The sequence below is a fragment of the Clostridium akagii DSM 12554 genome (assembly GCF_000686725.1).
Classification (GTDB): Bacteria; Bacillota; Clostridia; order Clostridiales; family Clostridiaceae; genus Clostridium_I; species Clostridium_I akagii.
This window is the reverse complement of the sequence record NZ_KK366008.1, coordinates 262897-289145: the sequence shown is the minus strand read 5'-3', so window position 1 is coordinate 289145 and position 26249 is coordinate 262897. Positions and strand designations below refer to the sequence as shown.

General features: G+C 31.6%; 26 protein-coding genes, 5 tRNA genes and 3 other annotated features (1 of these 34 running past the window's edge). Of the genes, 23 read left to right on the top strand and 8 right to left on the bottom strand.

The window, feature by feature from the left end:
* Positions 1-56: 56 nt before the first annotated feature.
* Complete coding sequence (gene argC / locus BR66_RS0119860; protein WP_026884478.1) at positions 57-1094, bottom strand: N-acetyl-gamma-glutamyl-phosphate reductase; 1038 nt, start codon at positions 1092-1094, stop codon at positions 57-59.
* Between the two features lie 210 nt (positions 1095-1304).
* On the opposite strand from argC, the gene BR66_RS0119855 reads away from it, so the two are divergent.
* Positions 1305-2483: an aspartate aminotransferase family protein gene (locus tag BR66_RS0119855; protein WP_026884477.1), complete on the top strand. Its 1179-nt coding sequence runs from the start codon at positions 1305-1307 to the stop codon at positions 2481-2483.
* A gap of 163 nt (positions 2484-2646) precedes the next feature.
* Here the strand turns inward: BR66_RS0119855 and BR66_RS0119850 are convergent, their stop codons facing one another.
* Positions 2647-2913 (bottom strand): TIGR03905 family TSCPD domain-containing protein, encoded by a 267-nt coding sequence (locus tag BR66_RS0119850; RefSeq protein ID WP_026884476.1) that lies wholly within the window; start codon positions 2911-2913, stop codon positions 2647-2649.
* Between the two features lie 191 nt (positions 2914-3104).
* On the opposite strand from BR66_RS0119850, the gene BR66_RS0119845 reads away from it, so the two are divergent.
* Entirely contained in the window at positions 3105-3992 is an 888-nt protein-coding gene (locus BR66_RS0119845; protein WP_026884475.1) for a YncE family protein, read from the top strand.
* Here the strand turns inward: BR66_RS0119845 and BR66_RS0119840 are convergent.
* Positions 3989-4516, bottom strand: coding sequence for a DUF4364 family protein (locus BR66_RS0119840; protein WP_026884474.1), 528 nt, complete (start codon positions 4514-4516; stop codon positions 3989-3991). The two genes, BR66_RS0119845 and BR66_RS0119840, sit on opposite strands and share 4 nt — an antisense overlap.
* A 150-nt stretch (positions 4517-4666) precedes the next feature.
* On the opposite strand from BR66_RS0119840, the gene pdaB reads away from it, so the two are divergent.
* Both pdaB and BR66_RS0119830 read left to right on the top strand, forming a co-directional pair.
* Positions 4667-5434, top strand: coding sequence for a polysaccharide deacetylase family sporulation protein PdaB (gene pdaB, locus BR66_RS0119835; RefSeq protein ID WP_026884473.1), 768 nt, complete (start codon positions 4667-4669; stop codon positions 5432-5434).
* A gap of 195 nt (positions 5435-5629) precedes the next feature.
* A complete protein-coding gene (locus tag BR66_RS0119830) occupies positions 5630-6334 on the top strand; it encodes a single-stranded DNA-binding protein (protein ID WP_026884472.1) in 705 nt (234 codons plus the stop codon).
* A gap of 80 nt (positions 6335-6414) precedes the next feature.
* Here BR66_RS0119830 and dapD read toward each other — a convergent pair whose 3' ends face one another.
* On the bottom strand, positions 6415-7125 hold the full coding sequence (dapD, locus tag BR66_RS0119825) for a 2,3,4,5-tetrahydropyridine-2,6-dicarboxylate N-acetyltransferase (protein WP_026884471.1): 711 nt from the start codon (positions 7123-7125) through the stop codon (positions 6415-6417).
* A 340-nt stretch (positions 7126-7465) separates the two neighbouring features.
* On the opposite strand from dapD, the gene BR66_RS0119820 reads away from it, so the two are divergent.
* From BR66_RS0119820 to BR66_RS0119795, 6 genes are all read left to right on the top strand, one after another.
* Positions 7466-8623 carry a pyridoxal phosphate-dependent aminotransferase gene (locus tag BR66_RS0119820; RefSeq protein ID WP_026884470.1) on the top strand — a complete coding sequence of 386 codons (1158 nt, stop codon included), beginning with the start codon at positions 7466-7468 and terminating at the stop codon, positions 8621-8623.
* Positions 8624-9008: 385 nt separating this feature from the next.
* Complete coding sequence (locus tag BR66_RS0119815) at positions 9009-9929, top strand: ABC transporter permease (RefSeq protein WP_026884469.1); 921 nt, start codon at positions 9009-9011, stop codon at positions 9927-9929.
* Between the two features lie 11 nt (positions 9930-9940).
* A complete protein-coding gene (locus BR66_RS0119810) occupies positions 9941-10855 on the top strand; it encodes an ABC transporter permease (protein WP_026884468.1) in 915 nt (304 codons plus the stop codon).
* Between the two features lie 10 nt (positions 10856-10865).
* Positions 10866-11876, top strand: a complete 1011-nt coding sequence (locus tag BR66_RS0119805) for an ABC transporter ATP-binding protein (RefSeq protein WP_026884467.1) — start codon at positions 10866-10868, stop codon at positions 11874-11876.
* Positions 11876-12853 (top strand): ABC transporter ATP-binding protein, encoded by a 978-nt coding sequence (locus BR66_RS0119800; protein ID WP_026884466.1) that lies wholly within the window; start codon positions 11876-11878, stop codon positions 12851-12853. The genes BR66_RS0119805 and BR66_RS0119800 overlap by 1 nt, the downstream gene beginning before the upstream one ends.
* Positions 12854-12928: 75 nt before the next feature.
* On the top strand, positions 12929-14620 hold the full coding sequence (locus tag BR66_RS0119795; protein WP_026884465.1) for a peptide ABC transporter substrate-binding protein: 1692 nt from the start codon (positions 12929-12931) through the stop codon (positions 14618-14620).
* Between the two features lie 59 nt (positions 14621-14679).
* Here the strand turns inward: BR66_RS0119795 and dapB are convergent, their stop codons facing one another.
* A complete protein-coding gene (gene dapB / locus BR66_RS0119790) occupies positions 14680-15432 on the bottom strand; it encodes a 4-hydroxy-tetrahydrodipicolinate reductase (RefSeq protein ID WP_026884464.1) in 753 nt (250 codons plus the stop codon).
* Positions 15433-15436: 4 nt separating this feature from the next.
* Positions 15437-16327: a 4-hydroxy-tetrahydrodipicolinate synthase gene (dapA, locus tag BR66_RS0119785; RefSeq protein ID WP_026884463.1), complete on the bottom strand. Its 891-nt coding sequence runs from the start codon at positions 16325-16327 to the stop codon at positions 15437-15439.
* Between the two features lie 289 nt (positions 16328-16616).
* Here dapA and BR66_RS0119780 point away from each other — a divergent pair, with 289 nt between their 5' ends.
* The 8 genes from BR66_RS0119780 to BR66_RS0119745 all read left to right on the top strand — a co-directional run bounded on the left by BR66_RS0119780 (position 16617) and on the right by BR66_RS0119745 (position 19135).
* Positions 16617-16871, top strand: coding sequence for an alpha/beta-type small acid-soluble spore protein (locus BR66_RS0119780; RefSeq protein WP_026884462.1), 255 nt, complete (start codon positions 16617-16619; stop codon positions 16869-16871).
* Between the two features lie 122 nt (positions 16872-16993).
* Positions 16994-17752, top strand: coding sequence for a class I SAM-dependent DNA methyltransferase (locus tag BR66_RS0119775; RefSeq protein WP_026884461.1), 759 nt, complete (start codon positions 16994-16996; stop codon positions 17750-17752).
* Positions 17737-18615, top strand: coding sequence for an Hsp33 family molecular chaperone HslO (gene hslO, locus BR66_RS0119770; RefSeq protein ID WP_026884460.1), 879 nt, complete (start codon positions 17737-17739; stop codon positions 18613-18615). Before BR66_RS0119775 ends, hslO begins: the two co-directional genes overlap by 16 nt.
* A 57-nt stretch (positions 18616-18672) precedes the next feature.
* Positions 18673-18748: transfer RNA gene (locus BR66_RS0119765), tRNA-Val, on the top strand.
* Between the two features lie 11 nt (positions 18749-18759).
* Positions 18760-18836: transfer RNA gene (locus tag BR66_RS0119760), tRNA-Asp, on the top strand.
* A gap of 62 nt (positions 18837-18898) precedes the next feature.
* A tRNA-Phe gene (locus BR66_RS0119755) sits at positions 18899-18974 on the top strand.
* Positions 18975-18981: 7 nt separating this feature from the next.
* A tRNA-Gly gene (locus tag BR66_RS0119750) sits at positions 18982-19056 on the top strand.
* 5 nt (positions 19057-19061) lie between these two features.
* Positions 19062-19135, top strand: a tRNA-Cys gene (locus BR66_RS0119745).
* Between the two features lie 207 nt (positions 19136-19342).
* Here the strand turns inward: BR66_RS0119745 and BR66_RS0119740 are convergent.
* Both BR66_RS0119740 and BR66_RS0119735 read right to left on the bottom strand, forming a co-directional pair.
* Positions 19343-20101: a polysaccharide deacetylase family protein gene (locus BR66_RS0119740; protein ID WP_026884459.1), complete on the bottom strand. Its 759-nt coding sequence runs from the start codon at positions 20099-20101 to the stop codon at positions 19343-19345.
* A gap of 194 nt (positions 20102-20295) precedes the next feature.
* On the bottom strand, positions 20296-20994 hold the full coding sequence (locus BR66_RS0119735) for a DUF6873 family GME fold protein (protein WP_026884458.1): 699 nt from the start codon (positions 20992-20994) through the stop codon (positions 20296-20298).
* Positions 20995-21134: 140 nt separating this feature from the next.
* Between BR66_RS0119735 and ytxC the strand changes: the two genes are divergently transcribed.
* From ytxC to BR66_RS0119710, 5 genes are all read left to right on the top strand, one after another.
* Positions 21135-22037, top strand: a complete 903-nt coding sequence (gene ytxC / locus BR66_RS0119730; RefSeq protein ID WP_026884457.1) for a putative sporulation protein YtxC — start codon at positions 21135-21137, stop codon at positions 22035-22037.
* Between the two features lie 53 nt (positions 22038-22090).
* Positions 22091-22314, top strand: a binding site (T-box leader).
* Between the two features lie 40 nt (positions 22315-22354).
* Complete coding sequence (thrS, locus tag BR66_RS0119725; protein ID WP_026884456.1) at positions 22355-24268, top strand: threonine--tRNA ligase; 1914 nt, start codon at positions 22355-22357, stop codon at positions 24266-24268.
* A gap of 37 nt (positions 24269-24305) precedes the next feature.
* Positions 24306-24417, top strand: a sequence feature (ribosomal protein L20 leader region).
* 177 nt (positions 24418-24594) lie between these two features.
* A complete protein-coding gene (rpmI, locus tag BR66_RS0119720; RefSeq protein WP_026884455.1) occupies positions 24595-24792 on the top strand; it encodes a 50S ribosomal protein L35 in 198 nt (65 codons plus the stop codon).
* A 28-nt stretch (positions 24793-24820) separates the two neighbouring features.
* Positions 24821-25180, top strand: a complete 360-nt coding sequence (rplT, locus tag BR66_RS0119715; RefSeq protein ID WP_026884454.1) for a 50S ribosomal protein L20 — start codon at positions 24821-24823, stop codon at positions 25178-25180.
* A gap of 113 nt (positions 25181-25293) precedes the next feature.
* Positions 25294-26064, top strand: a complete 771-nt coding sequence (locus tag BR66_RS0119710) for a TrmH family RNA methyltransferase (protein WP_026884453.1) — start codon at positions 25294-25296, stop codon at positions 26062-26064.
* A gap of 40 nt (positions 26065-26104) precedes the next feature.
* Positions 26105-26249: a binding site (T-box leader), on the top strand; it runs 58 nt beyond the window's last position.

Below are 26249 nucleotides of genomic sequence, written 5' to 3'. Positions count from 1 at the left end.
TTCATATTATATAGTGTGATTAAAAATAACAGTGATTTGTTGTTTCTGAAGAATCATTACGCAAAAATAGGATTGATTTTAAGCGAAGTAGTTTCTTCTAAACCAAACATCAAGTTCATGTTTTGGATTGCTTGCCCAGCAGCACCTTTGATTAGGTTATCAATGGCGGAAATGGCAATAACTGTATTCGTTCTTTGATCAACTCTTAAACTTATATCACAAAAGTTGGAATCTTTAACCCATCTGGTTTCAGGTAACTCATCATTTACCCTAATAAAATAATCTTTGGCATAAAATGATTTATAGAGTTTAATTAAATCTTCAGTAGTATAGGCTTTATTTAACTTACCATAACAAACAGCAAGAATACCCCTATTCATTGGCACCAAATGAGGTGTAAACGTCAATTTAATATCTTCTTTAGCAATAGTAGAAAGAGTTTGTTCAATTTCGGGAGTATGCCTGTGGGTTGTCACCCCATAAGCTTTTATGGATTCATTGCACTCTACATATAGATTACTTGTGGATGCTTTTCTACCAGCACCAGAAACCCCTGATTTAGCATCTATTATAATGGATGCTAAATTGATCATATTATTACTAACAAGTGGAATAAGAGCTAAAGAACTTGCTGTTGGGTAGCATCCAGCGCTGGCAACAAGCTTTGCAGTTTTAATGGCTTCTCTATTTAATTCTGGTAAACCATATACAGCTTCACAAAGTAAATCTGGGTATTTGTGATCAAGGTTGTACCATTGTTTATATAAATCTTTTTCTTTAAGTCTAAAATCTGAACCAATATCTATAAGCTTAACATTGTTATCCATTGCTCGTTTACCAAACTCTAAAGCCTTTCCAGATGGCAAAGCAGTAAAAAGTACATCTATATAAGGTAACCTTTCAAAAGCTTCATGGATACTAACACACTTTTTATTGATAAATTGTTTGAAATTTGGATATATATTACTGAAATCTTCTCCTACATAACTATTAGTACATAAAAAATCAATTGTAACATCAGGATGGCTGTAAAGTAATCTAGTAAGTTCCGCACCAGAATATCCTGTTGCTCCAATAATTCCTGCTTTTATCATAACTATCACTCCAATTAAGTTTCACTTTGTGTTTGACTTTATTATGATTATACATAATATATAATAAATATTCAAGAAAAACAGAGAAATTTAATAAAATTATTGAATATTTATTTGACTATGTGTATAATTATGCATATAGATATTAGATGTTTGAAAGTTAATGGTATGATTTAAGTAGAGAAAATAGAAAAAGGAGTTTGATGATAAATGTCTAGAAGTAATATAATGAATACTTATGGTAGGTTTGATGTGGTCTTTGATAAGGGGAAAGAAACAAAAGTTTTTGATAAGGATGGAGTAGAATATATAGATTTTGTATCAGGTGTGGCTGTAAACTGTTTGGGGCATTGTAATCCTAAAATAGTTGCAACTATAAAGAATCAAGCTGAGAAACTTTTACATGTATCAAATTATTATTGGAACCAAAATGCTATGGATTTAGCTGAAAAGTTGTGCCAGAATTCTGATCATCAAAAAGTGTTTTTCTGCAATAGTGGAACTGAGTCAATTGAAACGGCTCTAAAACTTGGAAGGAAATATGGTAAGCTGTCTCAAAAGAATAAGGGCGGCAAGAATGAAATAATTTATATGGACAATTCTTTTCATGGACGTACTATGGGTGCATTATCAGTAACTGGACAGCCTAAGTATCAAGAAGATTTTAGACCATTAATTGGGAACGTAAAAAGTTCGAAATTTAATGATATAAATGATATTACGAGTAAGATAAATGAAAATACTTGTGCAGTTATTCTTGAACCAATTCAAGGGGAAGGTGGGATTATATGTGCTGACAAAGAGTTCTTAAAAGTAGTTAGAAGTCTTTGTAATAAATATGATGCACTTTTGATATTTGATGAAGTACAATGTGGGATAGGAAGAAGTGGGAAGCTATTTGCATACCAAAAGTATGGTATAGTTCCTGATGTAGTATGTATGGCTAAGGCTCTTGGTGCAGGATTTCCTATAGGTGCAGTGCTTGCAACACAAAAGGCAGCAGAGGCCTTTGTACCTGGAGATCATGGTAACACTTTTGGTGGTAATCCCCTTGGAGCAGCAATTGGATGTTGTGTTTTACACGAACTTATAGATGAGAAAATAATTGATTCCGTGGATGAAAAAGCTGAATACATAAAAGCTAGAATTAATAATTTAAAGCTTAAATACAATTGCATAGAAGAAATAAGAGGCATGGGACTTTTAATTGGAATAAAACTCAGCATTGACATAAAATTTTTTGTAAATAAATGCTTTGAAAAAAAACTCTTACTTATAACAGCGGGTGATGGAGTGGTTAGGCTTTTACCTCCTTTAAATGTTTCAAAAGAAGATATCGATGCAGCACTTGATATTATGACAATGGTTTTCGAAGAAATTTCATTATAATACAAGGTAAGGAACATTTTTCACGGACACGAGAAAGTCAAAGAATTGTAAATAAAATACAGCTAGTAAAAGGGGCGTATATATTTGAGTAAATCAAATATATACGCCCCTTCACTAAAAGTTATTTACCAATTATGAAAGGTTTCTAACTTGTCACTGCTTCTTAAAGCTTGTCACTCTTAACTTTTAACTGATTTATACCTTCTAAGGCTTTTGAAAGTTGATCTGGGCAAGAAGTACCTTTGCCACTACAATCTATCCCCTTTAAGCGATTAATCGCGTCTTCAACTTCTAGTCCTTCTACTAATTTAGAAATTCCCATAAGGTTTCCTTCACAGCCGCCTACAAAAGAAAGTTTTGTTATTTTGTTATCTACAACATCAAAATTTATTTCTCTTGAGCAAACACCTTTAGTTTTGTATGTATACATATGGAGCACCACCTTTCATTGTAAGGCATATATTAATTAAGCTTACATTATAGATTTATCATATAAACAATATAAGTCATTTTAAAGAAAATGACAAGCTGAGTTTTTTAAAAAAATTATAATAATGTCAATAAGGTGATGACAAAATTTTAAGATTATACATATTATAATATGGAGGGAGGGGAGGTAGTTTGAGCAATTATTTGTTTGTATGTAATACTTATTCAGACAGTATATCTATAATTGATATAGATATATTTGAAGAAATTCACAGAATAAAATTAAATCTATTAAAATCAAATAGAATTGGCCCCCATGGTGTATGCTTATATAAAAACAAATTGTTGATTGCAAACAATTATAGTAATTCGCTTTCACTTGTCACCCCTGAAACAGGGAAGATTGTAAGTGATTTTTTTGTAGGTATGAATTGCAATGATGTTAAAGTATGTGGAGATTTAGCTTATGTCATATGTGGAGATTCAAATAAAATAATACAATTTAATATGGAGAAAAATGAAATGGAGGAACAAATCCCGTGTGAAGATATGCCACATAGTATTGATTTATCAAAACAAAAACAAATAATGGTAACAGCAAATATGAATAGTGATAGCATTACAATAGCAGATTATGGTAAGAATAACGGAGTAAGAAATGTGAGAGTTGGGAGTTATCCAACAAAGGCTATATTCAGCATTGATGGCAATGACATTTATATATGTGAAAGCAATATAGGTTCAGATCAATGTGGAAGCATAAGTATAGTATCATCAAAAGATTTTAGGATTTTATATAGAATACCTGTTGGTAACACACCAGTGGATATGCATATAGAAGAAAATTTATGTTTTGTATCTAATTTTGGAGATGGAACCATAAGTATCGTTGATTTAAATAAATGTAGAGAATTAAAAAGAATAGAAATAGGTGGAATGCCAAGAGGAATTTTAAAATACAAGGAAAATTTGTATGTGGGAGATAATTATAATAATCTTATTTTTCGCATAAATTTAAATAAAAATAGCAGAAAAAAAATATCAATAGGAAGAGAGCCAAGTGGAATGTTACTCTCTTAGTCATCTATTAACATTTTTATTATTTTTGTATACAGTTCGGAAGAGTTGTTTTTCCATCGGGCACAAATATCTCTGGCCTGCTTGTTAGATACAACATTAAGTTTTAAGTCGATAAGTGCTAGGTCATTTTCGATAGCTTTTAAGTTAACGGTAAAGCTATTGTTATTTGCTATTGTATAATCTGCGGTTATGTCTATTTGCTGCCTTATAGTGTTCATATTTTCTTTAATGTACGAATCTACAATGTCCAATTTATTTTGGGATAATCTGTTTGTAAACATGCTAAGTACCCTATGACCTTTAGATGTAACCGTTAGTCGATGCTTTCCATCAACCTCGTTATACTCAGTAAAATCAGCTGAAATTAGCTCTGATATATATTGTTGAAGAGTAAAATAATTAATTAAATTGTTTTCAAGTACGATTTCTGTAAATTGATTTTTTGAAATAGGTAGTTTAATCTGCTCTAATATATATAATAAAAGAAGTTTGTTTTCAGCCAGTTCTAGTGTATCGTCAAACATCTTCTTTCCCCCTCGTTCTAATAATTATAATATATTATAACACAAAAAAACATTGAAATAAAATCTACACTTTAAAAATCTATAAAGTAATAAAATTTCATCTCAAGAATATAGATTAAATATTAGAATATATTTTTGGAGGTGGAAGTGATGCACATAATTATAATAAAAAGGAGCTTAATTAAAAAAACTTTAATTGGAATTGCTATATTGATATTAGCTATAATTACTATTTTAATTATAGGAAAAAATGTTAAGAGTACATTTTTATTTCAAAAGAAAATAATTCCTATTTACTCTGTGGAGACACAGAACAAGAACATTGCGATAACATTTGATACAAGTTGGGGAGTGGACAACACTAAAAAAATTTTAGATGTTTTAAAAAAGTATGACGTTAAAGCTACATTTTTTCTTATAGGTAAATGGGTTGAACAATATCCTGAGGATGCAAAATTAATAGCAGGTATGGGTCACGAAATCGGAAATCATTCCGATAATCATGGTGATTTTACAAAACTATCCAAAGAACAAATAATAAGAGAAATAGATTCAGCAGATGCTAAAATAATGGGAGTAACAGGAATTAAGACAAGCCTTTTCAGATTCCCAGAGGGGACCTACAATAGTAATAGTGTCAAGCTAGTAGAGGATACTAATCATAAATGCATACAATGGGATGCAGATAGTATAGATTGGAAAAATGAAGGATATGACATTGAATACAATAGAGTAATTAAAAATATAAAAAAAGGTTCGATTATTCTATTTCATAACTCTGGTAAATATACACCGCAGACACTTGATATGGTTATTAACAAGTTAAAAAGTGAGGGGTACAGGTTTTTGAAAGTTTCAGATTTGATTTACAAAGATAACTATATTATAGATGAAAGTGGAAGACAAATAAAAAAATAATCTATTGAAATTTGAGTAAAAAATATATTATAATGGAAATACGTGGTAATATTAAAGCGGAATTATTAATATAATGTTTTGATAATTATATTTGAAATATAATTAGTCCCGTTTAACCACAAGTTATAGTTATAAAAAGCTAGTACAAACAATATTTATTAATATACTTATAAAACTAAAGGAGAGGGGATTATGATGGACAGTTTAATGTTGAATAACAAGCTTTATTTAGAGGGAAGAATATCTTCGAAGCTTAAGTTTAGTCATGAAATGTATGGAGAGGGGTTTTATACATTTAATTTGGATGTTCAGAGGCTGAGCGATACAAGGGATAAGCTTTTTGTTACGGTATCAGAAAGATTAATAAATGGCATGGATTTAACTGAAGGAAAGGAATTGATTGTTGAAGGGCAATTAAGATCATATAACAAATTTGTGGATGGAGCCAATAGGCTTATACTTACAGTATTCGCAAGAAATATTGAACCACGAATTGAAAAAAGTAAAAATCCCAATCAAATATATTTAGATGGATTTATATGCAAAAAACCAATTTATAGAACTACTCCTTTTGGTAGGGAAATAGCTGATATGCTTTTGGCTGTAAATAGAGCATATAACAAATCTGACTATATACCAACTATTGCTTGGGGAAGAAATTCAAGATTCTCAGAAACACTTAAAGTTGGGGATAATATAAGAATATGGGGAAGACTTCAAAGTAGAGAGTATCAGAAAAAAGTTTCTGAGGAGGAGGTGTTAAAGAAAATCGCTTATGAAGTTTCTATTTCAAAAATGGAAAAAGTAAATAAAGATGCTGAAAATGATGTTTTGCACGTGGATGAAAATTTTAGTGAAGAGGATTATAAGATGAGTCCAGTTACTAAAAGTGCTATGTAACATAGAAATAAAAATCCCCTTAAAGGTTTTAGCATTTGTTTAAAACAATGCAACTTTAAGGGGATTCAACTAGAGTTTGACTATTTTCTAAGGTCATCCATAAGCTTTGTTTTATCTTTTGTCTTTTCGTCAACATTTTTTATGATTGTAGCAGGGGTACCGGCTACGACTACATTGCTAGGAACATCTGACACAACAACAGAACCAGCAGCAACAACAGCACCATTTCCTATCTTAACTCCTTCTAAAATAACAGAATTAGCACCGATAAGAACATCATCTCCAATTTCACAAGGAGATTTACTTGGTGGTTCAAGCACTCCAGCAACAACAGCACCAGCACCTAAGTGAACTCTCTTTCCAATCTTGCCTCGTGCACCAACAACAGCGTTCATATCAATCATTGAACCTTCGCCTATTTCAGCACCTATGTTTATCACTGCACCCATCATAATCACAGCATTTTTAGCTATGGTTACCTTGTCCCTAATAATTGCACCAGGTTCGATTCTAGCATCTATTGCTGTTATATCCATAAGTGGGATAGCAGAATTACGTCTGTCTTGTTCAAGTCTAAACTTCTTGATTTTTTCTTTATTGCTTACAATAAATTCTGATACGATTGAGCTTTCACCAAAGAGTACATAAAAATTGTTAGTTCCGTATATATCTACATTTTCCATTGAGCAATTACTCAAATCACCATCTACATATACTTTAACAGGTGTGGATTTTTTTGCTTCTTTAATATATCTTGCAATTTCATATGGATCAGTTAAATCATAATTCATTTATAAAATTCCTCCTCTTGAAACTATTATTTAAGTTGTCATTGTTTAAAATTCATTCTAAAAGTTATGGATAAAATTTTTTGTATTAAAAGAATTTCGGGAATTTAACTTCATTCATACTAAAAATATTTAAAAAAATAAATAATGAAATGGAGAAATTCCTATGAGAATTATACCACAGAATGTGCATAATATTCACAGGCAAATTAAAAATTAAATATAAAACCATAGGATTATTATTTGTATTTGATAAATTTAATGAAATATTATATATTTAGGTTATAATTAATAATAGGCGTCAGAAAGCATCTTGTAAAAATAGTTTGTTGAGGTGAAGTTCATGGAACAAGATAAAATATCTGTAAAAGTAGTTAGTACGGAGTTGTCAGGTATAAGGAAATTTTATAATAAAGTAGCAAAAGTTGAAGGAGCTATTTCACTTACATTAGGACAACCTGATTTTCCTGTACCAGCAAAAGCAAAAGAGGCAATTATAAATGCAATAAATACAAATAAAACAGGTTATACATCAAATGAAGGTATTATAGAATTAAGAGATGAAATAAGCAAATTTTTAAAAACTCAAAGTATAAATTACAGTGCAGATGAAACATGTATAACTGTTGGTGGCAGTGAGGGACTTATGGACGTGTTCACTACATTCATAAGTCCCAATGATAAAGTATTGATTCCAAATCCTGCATATCCTGCATATGAAGCATGTGTTAAGTTAGTAGGAGGAAAAATAATAAATTATAATTTACATATGGATGATTTTTCAATAGATTTTGAAAGTCTTATCCATACAATAGAATGTGAAAAACCGAAGATTATCGTACTTTCTTATCCATGTAACCCAACAGGAGCAGTTCTTAGTAAAAGTCATAGAGACAGGTTATATAAAATTTTAAAGAATGAGGACATAATAATAGTTACAGATGAGATGTACAGTTCACTTTGTTTTGAAGATGAGTATTATTCTATTGCTCAATGCAATGATATAAAAGATAAAATAATACTGGTAAGTGGGTTTTCTAAGATGTTTTCCATGACAGGACTCCGGATAGGCTATGTATGTGCTCCTAAAAAATACATAAGTTCTATTGTAAAAGTTCATCAATATAATGTATCCTGTGCACCATCTATAATTCAGTATGGCGCTTTAGAAGGATTAAGAAGTTGCTTAAATGAAGTGAACTATATGAAAAATGAATTTTCACGAAGAAGGGATTACGTATATAAAAGGCTTAAGCAAATTGGATTTGATGTTACATTACCTAAAGGTGCATTTTATGTTTTTCCATCCATTGAAAAATTTGCAAGTAACAGTGAAGAATTTTGTGATAGATTACTTTATAATGCAAAAGTTGCCGTTGTTCCAGGAAGTGCATTTGGAAATTGTGGAGAAGGATATATTAGGATATCATATGCTTGCGGTCTTAAAACATTAGAAGAGGCATTTGATAGAATAGAAACGGAATTAAAAATTGTGCATTAAATGGGCTAAAATCAGAATATACGATGAATAAATATACACTAATCATAGTTGAATGCTGTGACATCGATGCTAAAGTACCTATATTTAGAATAGTATGCATTATCTATAATTCGACATAAAAAGACAAATAAAATTAAATATTGAATTGACAGTTTCGTAATTTAACTAGGGATTAAAATTAATACTCATAAAAATTAGTGGTTTTTCAATGCTAATGTTATTGACAATGTAAAAATGCTATGATAATATTAAAAACATTATTACTGATTACATGAATGACATGGTGCTTTGCTGCAATTGCCTAGAATATTAAACAGATTGTTAAAGTTTAATTTCATAAATATAATCTTATAAAATAAAATATCAAAATGACGGAGGGGAAAAAATGCTTAAATATATTTTAAAGAGAATATTGTCGAGCATTATTACAATTTGGTTTGTAATAACAGTAACATTCATTTTAATGCACACTATTCCAGGGGGACCTTTTACTTCAGACAGAAAGTTGCCGCCAGCTGTTGAGCTAAATTTAAATATAAAATACGGATTGGATAAGCCATTGTCAGGTCAATATGTGGCATATTTAACAGATTTAATACATGGCGATTTGGGACCATCTATGACTACAGAGGGGCTTACAGTTAATCAAGTTATAGCAGGGTCTTTTCCAAATTCATTAAAGGTTGGTTTATGTGCTATTTTATTTGCAATTATAATTGGCGTAATTCTTGGTATAGTTGCAGCACTTCAGCAAGGAAAACTTTGGGACAATTTATGCATGATAATAGCTACTATTGGTGTTGCTGTTCCGAGTATGATACTAGCTCCTATTCTAATATATGTTTTTGCAGTACAACTAGGATGGCTTCCAGCAGTTGGCTTGGACTTGCCTTCTAATTATATAATGCCAGCAATCGCTCTTGGACTATATTATATGTCTTTTATTTCAAGACTTGTACGTTCTAGTTTAGTTGATGTTATTAAATTAGATTATATTAAAGTTGCTAGAGCTAAAGGGCTATCAAAGGGAAAAATCATTTTAAAACATGCTCTTAGAAATTCATTAATTCCTTTAATAACATATCTTGGGCCAATAACAGCAGGAGTACTTACAGGTAGTTTTGTAATCGAGACTGTATTTGGAATTCCTGGAATAGGAAGAGAATTTGTGCAAAGCATATCTAATAGAGATTATACAACCACATTAGGTGTAACTGTATTTTTCTGTGTATTTCTAATAGCTGCGAATTTTATAGTTGACTTACTATATATGGTTGTTGATCCAAGAATTAAACTAGAAGATTAGGAGGAAGACAGATGCAATATTCTAAAGATATGTTTGAATTTATACCTAAAGAAGAAAAAAACTATAACAGAGTGGTTAGACCAAGTTTAACTTATGGTCAGGACGTATGGAGAATGCTTAGAAAAAATAAGCTTGCAATGGGCGGTCTAGTATTTTTAATTATAATCATACTAGCAGCAATATTTGGACCGATGTTATCCAAATACAGTTATACAGCTCAAAATTTGGATTTTGCTGATATCGGGCCAAGTGCACAACATTGGTTTGGAACGGATAAATTTGGGAGAGACTTATTTGTAAGAGTATTAGAAGGAGCAAGAATCTCACTTACTATAGGCTTTGTTGCCAGTGCGTTAAGTGTTTTCATTGGTATACTTTATGGAGGTATATCTGGGTATTTTGGAGGAACTGTTGACAATATTATGATGAGGATTGTTGAGGCAATTTACGCTATTCCTATGACAATATATGTTATCTTAATAATGGTCGTATTAAGAGGCGGTTTAAATAGCATAATAATAGCACTAACAATTTCATTTTGGGTTACAATGGCTAGAATTGTTAGGGGCCAAATTATATCATTGAAAGAACAGGAATTTGTTCTTGCGGCAAAGACAATAGGTGCTTCTCCACTGAGAATAATTTTAAAACACCTTATTCCAAATTGCCTAGGACCAATAATCGTTACACTTACACTTTCTGTTCCAGATGCAATATTTCAGGAAGCATTTTTAAGTTTTATCGGTCTTGGAATTGCACCACCACTTGCATCATGGGGAAGCTTAGCATCTGATGCACTAGGAGGATATCAATTATATCCATATCAATTAGTGTTTCCAGCTTTAGCAATTTCTTTAACAATGCTTGCATTTAATTTATTAGGTGATGGACTTACGTACGCACTGGATCCAAAAACTAGAAGATAGGAGGATTAATATGGAAAAGTTACTCCAAATTAATAATATACACACATCGTTTCAGACTCATGCTGGAGAAGTGCAAGCTGTACGAGGCGTTAGCATAGATTTATACAAAGGTGAAGCAGTGGGAATTGTTGGCGAATCAGGAAGTGGAAAAAGTATTACAATGATGACACTTATGAGATTACTTGATAGTAATGGTGAAATTAAAGAAGGCGAAATTCTTTTCGAAGGCAAAGACTTAGTAAAGCTTTCTGAAAAGGAGATGGAAGGTATAAGAGGAAATGACATAGGAATGATATTTCAGGATCCTATGACTTCATTAAACCCAGTATTAACCATTGGAGACCAAATTAGTGAACCATTAATTAAACATGGTAAAATGAGTAGAAGTGAAGTAAGAAAAAAGGTTATTGATATGCTAGAATTAGTTGGTATATCTAGTCCGGAAAAAAGAATGAAACAGTATCCACATGAGTTTTCTGGTGGAATGAGGCAAAGAGTTATGATAGCTATGGCGCTTATTTGTCAGCCTAAACTATTAATTGCTGATGAACCAACAACAGCTTTAGATGTTACAATTCAGGCACAAATACTAGAGCTTATGAAAGACCTTAAAGAAAAATTAAACATGTCAATTATCATTATAACTCATGATTTAGGTGTGGTTGCAAACCTATGTACTCGCATAAATGTTATGTATGGTGGAATTGTTGTTGAAAGTGGTAAGGCAAGAGAAATTTTTTATAATGCAAACCATCCATATACGTGGGGACTTTTAAGAAGCATACCAAATCCAAAATTGGATACAAAAGAAAGACTTATACCAATTCAGGGAACACCACCAGATTTATTAAAACCTCCAGTGGGTTGTCCATTTGCAGAAAGATGTGATTGGGCTATGAAAATATGCTTTGATAATATGCCTGAAAATTATAATATTAGTGAAGACCATTATTCCGCTTGTTGGCTTAATCACCCTGATGCTCCAAAAGTTAACCGTAATGACGATGGGAGGGATAATTAATGGAAGAAAAGGATACACTAATTGAGGTAAAAAATCTCTCTAAGTTTTTTGATGTTAACAAAGGAATGTTTGCAAAGAAAAAAAGTTATGTAAAAGCAGTGGATGATGTTTCCTTTATCATAAAAAAAGGTGAAACACTAGGTATTGTTGGAGAATCTGGATGTGGTAAAACTACAATGGGGAGAACCTTATTAAAGCTTTATGAACCTACAGCTGGTGAAATTATATATAACGGAAAAGACATAGCAAACCTAAAAAACAATGAGATGCTTCCATATAGAAGGAAGATGCAAATGATATTCCAAGATCCATATGCATCATTAAATTCAAGAATGTCAATTGGCGATATTATAGCTGAACCAATAGAAATTCATAAATTAATGAATAAGATTGAACGGCTTGAGAGAGTAAGGTATTTGTTGAATAAGGTTGGATTAAATCCTGAAGATGTAAGAAGATATCCACATGAATTTTCAGGTGGACAAAGACAAAGAATTGGTATTGCTAGGGCACTTGCAGTCCAACCTGAATTTATTGTTTGTGATGAACCAATCTCAGCTCTTGACGTATCGATACAAGCTCAAGTTGTAAATATGCTTGAGGATTTACAGGACGATTTAGGTCTTACCTATTTGTTTATAGCACATGATTTATCTATGGTAAAACATATATCTAACAAGATCGGGGTTATGTATTTAGGAAAATTAGTTGAGATAGCTGAGAGTAATGAACTTTATAAAAATCCATTACACCCATATACTAAAGCGCTACTTTCCGCTATACCTGTGCCAGATCCAGATATGGCTTTACAGAACAAGAGAATTATGCTTGAAGGTGAAATACCATCACCGATAGATCCACCAGAAGGTTGTAGGTTTAGAGGAAGATGTAAATATGCTATGCCTATGTGCGCAGAAGCACAGCCAGAACTTAAAGATATGGGCGGCGAACATAAAGTGGCATGTTTCTTGTATTAATTTGATAATTAATGAACTTTATTAATAATAAAGCTCATTAAATATATAGATATATAATTTTAAGGGGGTTTCTTAATGTTAAAAAACAAAAAAACAAAGTTTATGTCTATTGCTATTGCAACACTAGTAATAGGTTCAGTACTAAGTGGTTGTGGAAGCAGTAGTACAAGTAAGACTACAACAAAGTCAGCGCAGCTTATTAGGTATAATTTGGGTGCAAATCCTAAAACTATTGACCCAGCACTAAATACTTCAGTAGAGGGAGCAACGGTAATTGCCAATGCTTTCGAAGGTCTTACCACTGTTGACGTAAATAATAAGGCACATCCAGGAGTTGCCAAAAGTTGGGATGTATCAAAAGATGGTAAGAATTATGTGTTCCATTTAAGAAAAGATGCTAAATGGTCAGATGGTAAAGCAGTAACTGCAAAGGATTTTGAATATGCATGGAAGAGAGCTTTAGCTCCAGCAACTGCATCAGAATATGCATATCAGCTTTATTATTTAAAGAATGGTCAAGGATATAATGAAAGTGCATCACCTGCTGATCAAAAAACTCCAGGGGTTGCAACAGCAACAGCTGATCAAGTTGGAGTAAAAGCAATTGATGATTATACTCTTGATGTAACACTTGAAAATTCAACTCCTTACTTTTTACCACTAATGGCATTTCAAACTTATATGCCAGTAAGAAAAGATATTGTAGAAGCACATCCAACAGATTGGACAATTAATGGACCAACTTATGTTTCTGATGGAGCATTTAAGATGGTTGATTGGAAACAAAAGGATAAATTGGAATTCGTGAAAAATCCTAATTATTGGAATAAATCCACTGTTAAACTTGATAAATTAACTTATACAACTTTAGATAACGAAACAAGTTATATGTCTGCATATCAATCAGGACAGGTAGATATGATTGATGCACCACCAACAGAACAAATCCCTTCATTATTAAAACAAAATAAAGCTAAATCTTATGTTAATATTGGAACTTACTATTATAACTTTAACTTAGATCCAAATGCTAAACTTGCACCTGGTGTAGCAAAAGCTATTAATAATGTTAATGTAAGGCAAGCAATTTCATTAGCAATTGATAGAGCATCTTTAGTTAAGAATGTAACAAAAGCAGGTCAAACTCCTTCAACTTCATTTGTACCTTCGGGCATAGTTGGACCTGATGGAAAAGATTTCAAAGATAAAAGCTATTTCAAGGCAACAGCAGATGTAACAAAAGCTAAAAAATTATTAGCTGATGCTGGTTATCCAGATGGTAAAGATTTCCCAACTATTGAATTAATATACAACACTGGCGAAGCACATCAAAGTATTGCAGAAGCAGTTCAGGCAATGCTTAAGAAAAACTTAAACATCAGTATCACACTTAGAAGTGTTGAAAGAAAAGTTCAATTAGATGAAACAGCTAAGCACACATATACTGGAATTGCTAGAAATGGTTGGAGTGCAGATTATGTTGATCCAATGACATTCTTAGATTTGTTTGTAACTGGTGGAGGAAATAATGCATCTGCTTACAGTAACAAAGATTATGATAAACTTATAGCAGAAGCTAAAAGCGAAACTAATGCTACAAAGAGATTTAAAGAAATGCACGATGCACAGGATATTTTAATGAAAGATATGCCTATCATACCTTTATATGAATATAATGTAATTTCTTCTATGAAAGATTATGTTAAAGGCGTATACAGAACACCAATGGATACTATATACTTCACAAATGCATATGTTCAAAAATAATTTTTGAAGTTAAAAGAGACCTTCTATTTATAAATAGAAGGTCTCTTTTTAAATGAAAATTATAAGTTAAGTACGTCATTCATAGTATATAGATTATTTTTTTGCTTTGCCATAAATAGGCAAGCTTTAAGTGCACCTACTGCAAATACTTCTCTTGAAAGGGCTGTATGTTTTATTTCTATTACTTCACCAAGTCCAGCAAATATCACTTCGTGTTCCCCTACAATAGTGCCACCCCGAATGGAATGAACACCGATTTCAGAATGTTCTCTCTTATGATTTCCATTTCTTCCATGCACATAGTTTGTTTTTTCACTTATAGCATTTCTAATGGTATCACCAAGAAGAAGCGCAGTTCCACTGGGAGAGTCAACTTTTTGATTATGATGTTTTTCTACTATTTCTATATCAAAGTCTTCATACAACATAGAACTTATATTTTTTAAAATATTGTTGACTATGTTAATTCCAATAGACATATTGGCTGAACGGAATATGGCATTCTCTTTACTGAATGATTCTATCCTATGGATTTGTTCATTGGTATATCCGGTAGTACATAGTACAACTGCAATTTGTTTTAGTCTTGCAAAACTAAGGATATCTTCTAAAGTCTCTGGCCTTGAAAAATCTAAAACTACATCTACAGAAACATTACAATCCTCTATATTTTCAAATACCGGAAAACTAAAAGATGTACTGGCAAGCCTATCAATTCCAGCTACAATTTTAGCATCGCTGAACTTTTGGCAACATTCAGTAATCATTTTACCCATCTTTCCAGCACAGCCAACTAATAATATTTTAACCATAAGATTAATCCTCCTTTAATGTAAATCCATAGTCAGCAATGGCTAACTTTAAAAGTTTAATGTTTTTTTCTTCCATAGCACATAGTGGTAGTCTTAGCGGTCCTACATTATGGAATATTAAATTCATAGCAGTTTTAACAGGTATAGGGTTGGTTTCTATGAATAAAGCACTGGCTAAAGCAAATGTACGTAGCTGGATATCTAGAGCCTTCTTAACATCACCAGTAAGGTATGATATCACCATATTGTGGACATCATTAGGGATTATATTAGCTAGAACTGAGATAACACCTAAACCACCTATGGATAAAATGGGCACAATTTGATCATCATTACCTGAATATATATCAAACCTATCTTTACAAAGCCATTTCATTTTTAATATTTGACTTAAATCTCCACTTGCTTCTTTTATAGCTACTATATTTTTTAATGGGCTAAGTTCAAGTAGAGTTTCAGGATTTATGCTCATTCCAGTTCTACTTGGTACGTTATAAAGTACAATAGGTACGTTTATAGCATCATTTATTGCTTTAAAATGATAAAATAAGCCCTTCTGAGTGGTTTTATTATAATATGGTGTTATAACTAGAACAGCGTCCACTCCAACGCTCTCAGCCCACTTGCTCATGGCTATACTTTCACTTGTATTGTTACTACCTGTACCAGCAATTACGGGGATTCGTCTGTTAACCTTATCAATTGTAAATTTTATGACCTCTTTTTTTTCTTCAAGGGTCATTGTTGATGCTTCTCCAGTAGTTCCACATACCACAATTGCATCAGTAGATTCTTTTATTTGCCATTCAATCAATTGATTAAGTTTTTCAAAATTAATTCCGTCATTGGTGAAGGGGGTTATAATGGCAACTCCACTTCCTTTAAAAATGCTCATAGAATCCTCCTTATATATAATTGGTAAATTAAACGGTGCCTCCCGAAGGCAAAATTATAGGTTTCTATAATTAATAAAAACGCTTTCATTAAAACATTAAAATAACCCACATTTTATTATATAACTTTAGAATGTAAAAGTGAATAGTTTTTTATTTTCTAAAGTGAATACATTAATATATATAAATTATAAATTAGTGAATTTACTAATAAAATTGTATATTCATATATATTTACGTAAACAATAAAAATATATGAATATATAATTGGTATTTAGCGGAGGTATAAAAATGGGAAAGACACCACTAAAAAAAGTGATTAAAGCGAAACTTAAATCTAATCGAGAATTAACACCACTAGAAAAGGTAAGAGAAAAAATAAAATATGAAATAGCGGACGAATTGGGACTTAGTGAAAAGATTGATAAACTTGGATGGGGAGCACTTACAGCAGAAGAAACTGGTAGGATTGGAGGCATAATGACAAGGAGAAAAAAGGAGCTTGATATCCCTAAAAACATTGAAATACAGGAAAAAAATCAATAATAATATTAAATATATGTTGACTTATAGCATAAAGATATATAGTATTTTATGTGTGAATTTTATATAGTAACATAAATATAAGGATAGGTCGAAGATCTTACTGATGCAGGAGAGATGATAATATGGAATGCTATAAAGATTTTGCTCATATTTACGACGAACTTATTCAAGGTGATGTAGATTACAAGACCTGGGGAAACGTGATTTTGGATATTTGTAAAGAGAATAACATAAATTTTGAGGAATATTTAGATTTAGCCTGTGGAACTGGGAATATGACAAAAGAAATAGCTACTTCATTTAAACATACTTGGGGAGTAGACTTATCTGAGGATATGCTCATGGAAGCAGATAAGAAACTTAGAGGCTTAAGTATTAAAGGAAAGCTAGTAAGCCAAAATATTTGCAATCTGCAACTAAATAGAAAATTTGATCTTATAACTTGCTGTTTAGATTCAACAAATTATATACTAAATGAGCAGGAGATTGAAAAATATTTAATTGGTGTTAAGAATCATCTAAAAGAAGATGGTATTTTTATTTTTGATATAAATTCATATTACAAATTAAGCCATGTATTAGGAAACAATATATTTACCTATGATGATGGTGAGGTTGTGTATATTTGGGAAAATAATTTTGAAAATGAAATTGTGGACATGTTTCTAACTTTTTTTGTTAAGGATCATGGTAGATATGATAGATTTGATGAGGAACATAGTGAGAGAGCTTATACTGAAAGCCAAATAGAAGGATTACTTATTAAATGTGGATTTTTAATATTGAAGAAATTGAATAATTATCGTAATGTTAAAATAGAAGAAGATACTGAAAGAATAGTATATATAGTTAAGGGGGCAACAACATGCAGGACAAACTAGTTATAGCAACAGCTAAAAATAATGAAGTTAGAATAATAGCAGCCATTACCACAGAGCTTGTAAACGAGGGGGTGCAAAGACATAAATGTGCAGCTACAGCCTCAGCTGCTCTTGGTAGGATGCTTACAGTAGGAACTATTATGGGAGCAATGCTTAAAAATAAAAGCGATTCTCTTACACTAAAGATAAATGGAGGTGGTATTGCTAAAGGGATTGTGGTTACAGCTCATAGTGACGCCAGCGTGAAAGGTTATATAGGAAATCCTAATGCGGATTTGCCAGAAAACAGTCGTGGTAAACTGGATGTGTCTGGCATAATTGGTAAAGATGGTAGCCTTACTGTAATAAAGGACATGGGACTTAAAGAGCCGTATATTGGTCAAGTTCCCATTTATACAGGTGAAATTGGAGATGATTTGGCTTATTATTTTACAACATCAGAGCAATTACCATCTGCGGTTGGCACAGGTGTTCTTGTGGAAAAAGATTTAACCATAAAGGCAGCAGGTGGATTTATAATTCAGATGTTACCAGGGCACAATGAACTTACTGCAGATTTAGTAACATATAGGCTTGAGGAAATACCATCTATAACAAAGCTTATAAGTGATGGTATGAGTATAGAAGAAATATTAGATTTTATATTTGAAGACATGGATCTAAAAATACTAGGAGAGATGAAGCCAGAGTATAAATGTGATTGCTCAAGAGAAAAGGTGGAAAAAGCTCTTTTAAGTATAGGTAAAAAGGATTTATTAGAAATATATAATGATGGAAAAACAGAAGAATTAAAGTGTAATTTTTGTAATGACACATACGAATTTAATCATGAGGATATTGGTAAATTATTAGAGGAAAAATAAAAAAATATTGACAAGATTTGAGTTATATTATAAAATATAAATGTTCAAAGTAGTATTGGGCGCTTAGCTCAGCTGGGAGAGCATCTGCCTTACAAGCAGAGGGTCACAGGTTCGAGCCCTGTAGTGCCCACCAATATTATAATTGACCTGGTAGCTCAGCTGGTTAGAGTGCCGGCCTGTCACGCCGGAGGTCGAGGGTTCGATCCCCTTCCAGGTCGCCAATTTTCAAATTAGGTTCACTGGTCAAAGTTTAGAAGTAATAATCTGTTAAAAGAACATATGTGGCCAGTTAGCTCAGTCGGTAGAGCAGAGGACTGAAAATCCTCGTGTCCCTGGTTCGATTCCGGGACTGGCCACCAAAACATTGCGGGAGTGGCTCAGTGGTAGAGCGTCACCTTGCCAAGGTGAACGTCGCGAGTTCGAATCTCGTCTTCCGCTCCAAAAATGGCGCCATAGCCAAGTGGTAAGGCAGAGGTCTGCAAAACCTTTATCCCCAGTTCAAATCTGAGTGGCGCCTCCATAAAGAAGCAGTGGCAAGGTAATAAGAAATTTAAAAGTAGTCTACACTATAAAAAGTGCAGGCTACTTTTATTTGATATTTATTAATTATTTACACTTAGTATTTAATATTGACAAGAGACGTACATAAATAAGAGGTACTATATAAATATAGCATTTAAAGATTACCCCCTTTAAATATATGTTAAAGCAACTTAAGAGTGAATCTCTAGTTGCTTTTTTTTATTGGGAAATAAAGTTCAGGGGTATCATTTGTAATAGGCTGAAATTTATAACCGTGGTCTTTATAATATTTGATTATTTTAGGCAATGCAAGGCATGTGTTTTTATGCATATAGTCACAATGCAGTAGTAAAACAATTGTAGATAAATTTTCACTATTATTGGTGGCGTCCTTATATATCTTATAAGGAGATAGCTTAGGGTTTATACCATCTAGAGTCTCCATATTCCAATCATATATTTTAAAGTTACTGCTGTGGAGTCTATTTAAGAGATTATAATTCAAGTGCTTCTTACTACCCCCAGGAAATCTAATTATATTGGGCGATACACCTACTACGTTATTTATTTCGGCTTGGCACAAATTCATTTCCTTAACTAAGTTATCACTGCTTGAGTAAATTCGTTTGAATTTGTGCGTATATGTATGTAAACCAATACTATGACCTTCTTTGTGAGTCCTCTGTAATACATCTTCTAGACCGGGTATTTGGTTGCCAATGACAAAAAATGTGGCTTTTACATTGTTTTCCTTCAAAATATCCAGAACTTTGCCTGTTATTGGGTCGCTTGGACCGTCATCAAAGGTTAAATATATTACTTTATTACCATGATTAGCGTCTTCAATATAGGTATTTAGACCTTTGAGCGGTTTAGATATTGTTGCATCAGCAGTTATATTTAATGCGGATATAAGCATAATAGTACTAAAAATACATATTAATAGTCTTTTCTTTTCTTTCATTTTAACTTCTCCTAATATTATATAATTATAATCTGTTACGAATTCTTAATTATTATTTACTTAGCATAATTATTTTATCCAGTAACTTTTAGGTATAAGCATAAATTTATATTATGAGAAAACAAAAAATGTTAATAATGAATAAGTGTATTTTGTATAATTAAATTCTAGCCGAAATGATGATGCCTTATTATCTATAAACAAAAGAGAGTACCTCTATCTATCAAAGATTTATCTCTAAGATATAATGGTTTCACATCATGTTTAATCAAAAATGACATAACTTCTTTTCCGTGCTTGTATTTATCTAAATTGCCGAAAAAAGCTATTGTGCCTTCATCTAATATGCCACATGATCCGCCAATGAAGCCATAATCTAAACCTGGAAGTTCAATGTGCTTAGGTGGTAGAAGTAGTACATCAATTCCACAAGATGATAAAACCTGGTGTATCATAACATCACTGGTCATGGCTGCGTTAGCACTTATTATGGCTGTTGAACACTTACTGTAACCTTGGTTAATATGAAAAAGCTTTTTAGACTTAAGCAGAGATAACAGTTTTGGATCTGTATATTTCAAATTGTGGAAAAAAAATGAATTCATACTAAATCCATTTAATAATATATCGTAAGGATATTTTGATTGAAGGGAATTTTGGCTTTTAATAACGTTATAACCTATATTTTCAAGCGTTATTATAAAGGATATATCCATATCTTTATGAACTATTATATTATTTTTATCCAAAATGTGTAGGAGCATATCAGGATGACCACATACAGCGGAATATAGGCTTTTACTCTTAGGAATAATTAATGATTCATAGCCATATTTATATAAAATTTCTTTTTCTGATTCTGATACTCTATAATCTAATAATACTTTTCTCATCTAAAGCACCTCTTATTAACTATTAGTATATATTATAACTATAATATATACTAATTTTGATTTTGTCGATATTTACTTAAAATATAATGAATATACAGAAGTATTAGACACATACTAATTTTATGAAAGGAGTGAGAAATATGCTTCTAAAAAGCATTGTTTATAGTGGCAATAATGAAGAAATAATAACAGGACTCGATGAAATTAAATATAATTTAGAAGTAAAAGGAATAAAACTTGGGATTTCTGAAGTTATAGAAAATACGACTCACTTCATAAAAATATTTTGTGGGCAGGGAGATTTCACTAGGAGAGCAGAGATTAATTTTAATTTGTATTTAAGTATGCTTATATATAAATTTTTGTGTAGAGAATTTTTTAGTAAAAAAATAGATGGGTTTATAAATGAAACCTATTTTTTCCTAAAGGAAGAAGAAATTTCTGAAGTGAAAAATCTCTGTATCAAGGGATTTCTCGGTGAAGGAAAGATTAAGGATGAAAGTGAAGTATATTGTATAAATAGAAAAAATTCTATTATAAAAAAGATAACTGATTTTATTTCGGAAAATGATGAAATAAATATACAGGGCTATATCAGATTTAGAATTAAAGAGATGGAAGAGGATTTTGAGAGTATTGTAGATAAAATAATTGAAAAATATATGGTAGAAAAAGAATATGATGAGTTTATTAAATTATTAAAGTATTTTGTGGATATTCAAGAGTGTAAAATAGATGAGGTTAATATATTTGCAAGTAAAAGCGGGGAGTACAGAATAAGTGATAGACATGGAAATGATATAACAGATAAAATGTCAGAGGGTATTAATGCAACAGGATTTAATTCTGGTTCAACAAAAGATGATTTGATTATGAGTGGTCTTATTACTTTAGCTCCTAAAAAAGTGATTATTCATTGCTTAGATTATTTTACTAACAAGGAGCTTGTAGAAACAATAAAAAAAGTATTTGAGGGAAGAGTAGATTTTTGTGATAGTTGTAAAAGTTGTAAGGAATTAATGAAAAATTTAATCAAAAATTAAATTTAGTATATTGACATATTAAGGAGTGTGGCATACAATTAAAAATATAATATTTAAAAACATTGAAAGGGAAGAGTAAGTAAACACTGTTCTAAGAGAAGAAAATTCTAGGCTGAGAGATTTTCTGAATAAGATTTACTGAAAACCACCTTTGAGTTGAAGACTGAAATTTAAGTAAGTCTATTCCGCTAATAGGCGTTATTATACTAATTGGATATTATACATGTATATGTATGGTATTGATTTGGGTGGAATCGCGAAGTAACTCGTCCCAGTTTTGGGAGGGGTTTTTTTATTTTTAAGGAGGAGGAAGTATTATGATAAAAGTTACATTAAAAGATGGTAGTGTTTTAGAAGTAGAAAAAGGTACAAAAGTTGGAGAAGTTGCTAGAACTATAAGTATAGGATTATATAAAAAAAGCTTAGGTGCTAGAGTTAATGGGAAAAAAGCAGAATTAATGCAGGAGATAAATGAGGATATTACCCTGGAAATATTGACTTTTGAAGATGAAGATGGGCGATGGATATTAAGACACACTGCGTCTCACATATTGGCTCAGGCAGTAAAGAGACTTTACCCAGATGTAAAACTGGCAATAGGACCTGCAATAGACAACGGCTTTTACTATGATTTTGATGCTGAATTTTCTTTAACAGAAGATATGCTTGGAAAAATAGAAAAAGAAATGGTTAAAATTGTAAAAGAAAACTTAAAACTTGAAAGGTTTGAACTTCCAAGAGCAGAAGCAATAGAATTTATGGCAGATAAAAATGAGGATTATAAGGTAGAACTTATAAAGGATTTACCAGAAGACGAAATTATATCTTTTTATAAACAAGGTGAATTTACAGATCTTTGCGCTGGACCACATGTTGAGTCTACAGGTAAGGTTAAGGCTATTAAACTTCTTTCAGTTGCAGGGGCATACTGGAGAGGTAATGAAAAAAATAAAATGCTTCAAAGAATATATGGCACAGCATATACTAAAAAAGCTGAACTTGACGAATATTTAAACATGCTTGAAGAGGCTAAAAAGAGAGATCACAGAAAGATAGGAAAAGAGCTTGATTTGTTTAGTATGCATGAAGAAGGACCAGGCTTTCCATTCTTTCATCCTAAGGGAATGGTAATAAGAAATATTCTTGAGAATTATTGGAGAGAGGTTCATGCAAAAGCTGATTATGATGAAATAAAAACTCCAATGATACTAAGTGAGCATCTTTGGCATCAATCAGGGCATTGGGATCATTACAAAGAAAATATGTATTTTACAAAAATCGATGATGCAGATTATGCTATTAAACCAATGAATTGTCCAGGAGCTATACTTGTCTATAAAAATGCAATGCATTCATATAAGGAATTACCAATAAGACTTGCAGAGCTTGGAATAGTTCATAGACATGAAAAATCTGGAGCACTTCAAGGTCTTATGAGAGTTAGAAGCTTTACTCAAGATGATGCACATATATTCCTAGCTATGGATCAAATTACTGAAGAAATCCATGGAGTAATAAAACTTATTGATTCCTTCTATAAGGTTTTTGGCTTCGAATATTATGTTGAACTTTCTACTAGACCAGAAGATTCTATGGGCAGTGATGAAGATTGGGAAACAGCAACAAATGGACTTATAAGTGCATTAGATGCTGCGGGACTACCATACAAGGTAAACGAAGGAGATGGAGCTTTCTACGGTCCTAAAATAGACTTTCATCTTAAAGATTGTATAGGAAGAACATGGCAGTGTGGAACAATCCAACTAGATTTCCAATTGCCTGAAAGATTTGACCTTAATTATGTAGGGGCAGATGGAGAAAAACACAGACCAGTAATGGTTCATAGAGTGGTATTTGGAAGCATAGAGAGATTTCTTGGAATCCTTATTGAACATTATGCAGGTGCTTTTCCAACATGGATTGCTCCAGTTCAAGTTAGGGTTATGAATATTTCAGAGAGCCAAGTTGAATATACAAATAGAATCGTTGGGATGCTAAAAGAAGAGGGACTAAGAGTTGAAGTTGATATTAGAAATGAAAAAATAGGATATAAAATTCGTGAAGCACAACTTCAAAAGATTCCTTATATGATTATAATTGGAGACAATGAAGTCAGGGAAGAAAAGATATCTGCAAGAAGTAGAAAAGAAGGGGATCTTGGAAGCTTAAATGTAGAAGATTTTGTAACTAGAATACAAGCTGAAATAAAGGAAAAGATAAATATATTGTAATTCTATTGACAATATACAAAATAAATAGTAATATAGTTATTGCAAGAAGAAACATGCCGTTTCTCACCTTTCAGCTTTTGCTAGTTGGGTTAAATTTTAACTTTGGTTATTATTAGGGGCGGCAATTATTGCTGCCCTTTTCTTATGCAATTAATTTTGAATTTAGGGTAATAACTGAAGCAATTAGGAACAATTATAATTAAAGAAATTAGATCAAGTGAAACTATTGAAAATTATAATATAGCGGAAAAGCTAAGTACGCTAGAAATAAATGTGACGATAGTTTTAGCTCCTAAAAGAGCATAGTTGAGGGGAGGAATTCTAACATGCCTAAAATGAAAACAAAAAGAGCTGCTGCTAAGAGATTTAAATTAACAGGAACTGGAAAGTTAAAAAGATCAAAGGCTTTTAAAAGCCATATGTTAACAAAAAAGAGTGCTAAAACAAAAAGAAACTTAAGGAAAACAGGTTATGTGTCTTCTACACAAGAAAAGACAATGAAGACATTATTACCATACCTTTAAAATTTTATTTCAAGGAGGGTTAATTTAAATGGCAAGAGTTAAGAGAGCTGTAAATGCTCATAAAAACCATAAAAAGATATTAAAACTTGCAAAAGGCTATTACGGTGGCAGAAGTAAGTTATATAAAACTGCTAACGAAAGTGTTATAAGAGCCTTAAGAAGTGCTTATATTGGAAGAAAGTTAAAAAAGAGAGATTTCAGAAAAATGTGGATAGCTAGAATAAACGCAGCTACTAGATTAAATGATTTCACTTATTCAAAATTCATGAATGGAATGAAATTAGCTGGAATAGATATGAATAGAAAGATGCTTTCAGAAATAGCTATCTATGATCCAAAGGCTTTTACAGAATTAGTAGAAGTTGCTAAAAAACAAGTAAATGCTTAATACATAAAGATCAGCCTTATGGCTGTTTTTTTATTATAGGGTATCTGAAAGAAAATACCAAGTCAGTATATTAGCGCATTTTATTTTAAGTGCCAGAATGAGGATTGGTGAATTTGTTAGAAGTTATAAGAAGTAGAACAAACAAGACTATTAAGGAAATTAAAAAGTTACATGAAAGAAAATATAGAGATCAACAGAAAAAATTTATTGTAGAAGGTCACAGGTTTGTAAGAGAAGCCATAGAATCTGACTTCCAGATTGAATATGTAATAATAAACGAAAATGTGAAAGAAAAATTTGCGGATCTTAAAATAGAAGAAGATTATAGGCTAATTGTTTCTGAAGCCGTATTTAAGGATTTATGTGATACTAAAATGCCACAGGGTATTATTGCTATTGTTAAAAATCAACAAGTACATATTGATGCTACTGGTGGGTTTTATGTTCTATTAGATAAGGTTCAAGATCCTGGTAATGTGGGTACCATAATAAGAACTGCTAATGCAGCTGGTGTAAATGGCGTGATTTTAACTAAGGGAACTGTTGATATTTATAATGAAAAAACCTTAAGATCAACTATGGGATCTATCTTTAAAATTCCAATAATTGTAGATGAGAATTTAAAATTTGTAAATGAGCTAAAAGATAAAGGTTTTAAACTTATATGTAGTAGTCTTGATACAGATAAAAATTTTTATCAAGTTAATTTAAATGAAAAAGTAATTATAGCTGTAGGTAATGAAGGAAATGGTATAAGTGATGAAATTTATAATATTTCTGATGAAAAAGTAAAAATTCCAATGCCTGGTAGTGCTGAGTCTTTAAATGTAGGTATAGCTGCGGGAATTATGATATTTGAAGTAGTAAGACAGAAAAATAGTTGAAAATTTTTATAATAGTGATTATAATGAAAGATAGTATAATATATAAATGTTGATGGAGAGAGTAGACATAAATAGCCTTAAGGGAAAAAAGACCATGGACTGAAAGTCTTTTAGGTAAAATGTGTTGAAGTTCACTCTAGAGTTCTGATAGTGAATTATAGTAGCTTTCAGCGGTTAAAACCGTT

Bases quoted from the DNA above. Each gene is read 5' to 3' on its own strand.
- argC (WP_026884478.1), bottom strand. From the start codon at position 1,094: ATGATAAAAGCAGGAATTATTGGAGCAACAGGATATTCTGGTGCGGAA.
- BR66_RS0119855 (WP_026884477.1), top strand. From the start codon at position 1,305: ATGTCTAGAAGTAATATAATGAATACTTATGGTAGGTTTGATGTGGTC.
- BR66_RS0119850 (WP_026884476.1), bottom strand. From the start codon at position 2,913: ATGTATACATACAAAACTAAAGGTGTTTGCTCAAGAGAAATAAATTTT.
- BR66_RS0119840 (WP_026884474.1), bottom strand. From the start codon at position 4,516: ATGTTTGACGATACACTAGAACTGGCTGAAAACAAACTTCTTTTATTA.
- pdaB (WP_026884473.1), top strand. From the start codon at position 4,667: ATGCACATAATTATAATAAAAAGGAGCTTAATTAAAAAAACTTTAATT.
- BR66_RS0119830 (WP_026884472.1), top strand. From the start codon at position 5,630: ATGGACAGTTTAATGTTGAATAACAAGCTTTATTTAGAGGGAAGAATA.
- dapD (WP_026884471.1), bottom strand. From the start codon at position 7,125: ATGAATTATGATTTAACTGATCCATATGAAATTGCAAGATATATTAAA.
- BR66_RS0119820 (WP_026884470.1), top strand. From the start codon at position 7,466: ATGGAACAAGATAAAATATCTGTAAAAGTAGTTAGTACGGAGTTGTCA.
- BR66_RS0119815 (WP_026884469.1), top strand. From the start codon at position 9,009: ATGCTTAAATATATTTTAAAGAGAATATTGTCGAGCATTATTACAATT.
- BR66_RS0119810 (WP_026884468.1), top strand. From the start codon at position 9,941: ATGCAATATTCTAAAGATATGTTTGAATTTATACCTAAAGAAGAAAAA.
- BR66_RS0119805 (WP_026884467.1), top strand. From the start codon at position 10,866: ATGGAAAAGTTACTCCAAATTAATAATATACACACATCGTTTCAGACT.
- BR66_RS0119800 (WP_026884466.1), top strand. From the start codon at position 11,876: ATGGAAGAAAAGGATACACTAATTGAGGTAAAAAATCTCTCTAAGTTT.
- BR66_RS0119795 (WP_026884465.1), top strand. From the start codon at position 12,929: ATGTTAAAAAACAAAAAAACAAAGTTTATGTCTATTGCTATTGCAACA.
- dapB (WP_026884464.1), bottom strand. From the start codon at position 15,432: ATGGTTAAAATATTATTAGTTGGCTGTGCTGGAAAGATGGGTAAAATG.
- dapA (WP_026884463.1), bottom strand. From the start codon at position 16,327: ATGAGCATTTTTAAAGGAAGTGGAGTTGCCATTATAACCCCCTTCACC.
- BR66_RS0119780 (WP_026884462.1), top strand. From the start codon at position 16,617: ATGGGAAAGACACCACTAAAAAAAGTGATTAAAGCGAAACTTAAATCT.
- BR66_RS0119775 (WP_026884461.1), top strand. From the start codon at position 16,994: ATGGAATGCTATAAAGATTTTGCTCATATTTACGACGAACTTATTCAA.
- hslO (WP_026884460.1), top strand. From the start codon at position 17,737: ATGCAGGACAAACTAGTTATAGCAACAGCTAAAAATAATGAAGTTAGA.
- BR66_RS0119740 (WP_026884459.1), bottom strand. From the start codon at position 20,101: ATGAAAGAAAAGAAAAGACTATTAATATGTATTTTTAGTACTATTATG.
- BR66_RS0119735 (WP_026884458.1), bottom strand. From the start codon at position 20,994: ATGAGAAAAGTATTATTAGATTATAGAGTATCAGAATCAGAAAAAGAA.
- ytxC (WP_026884457.1), top strand. From the start codon at position 21,135: ATGCTTCTAAAAAGCATTGTTTATAGTGGCAATAATGAAGAAATAATA.
- thrS (WP_026884456.1), top strand. From the start codon at position 22,355: ATGATAAAAGTTACATTAAAAGATGGTAGTGTTTTAGAAGTAGAAAAA.
- rpmI (WP_026884455.1), top strand. From the start codon at position 24,595: ATGCCTAAAATGAAAACAAAAAGAGCTGCTGCTAAGAGATTTAAATTA.
- rplT (WP_026884454.1), top strand. From the start codon at position 24,821: ATGGCAAGAGTTAAGAGAGCTGTAAATGCTCATAAAAACCATAAAAAG.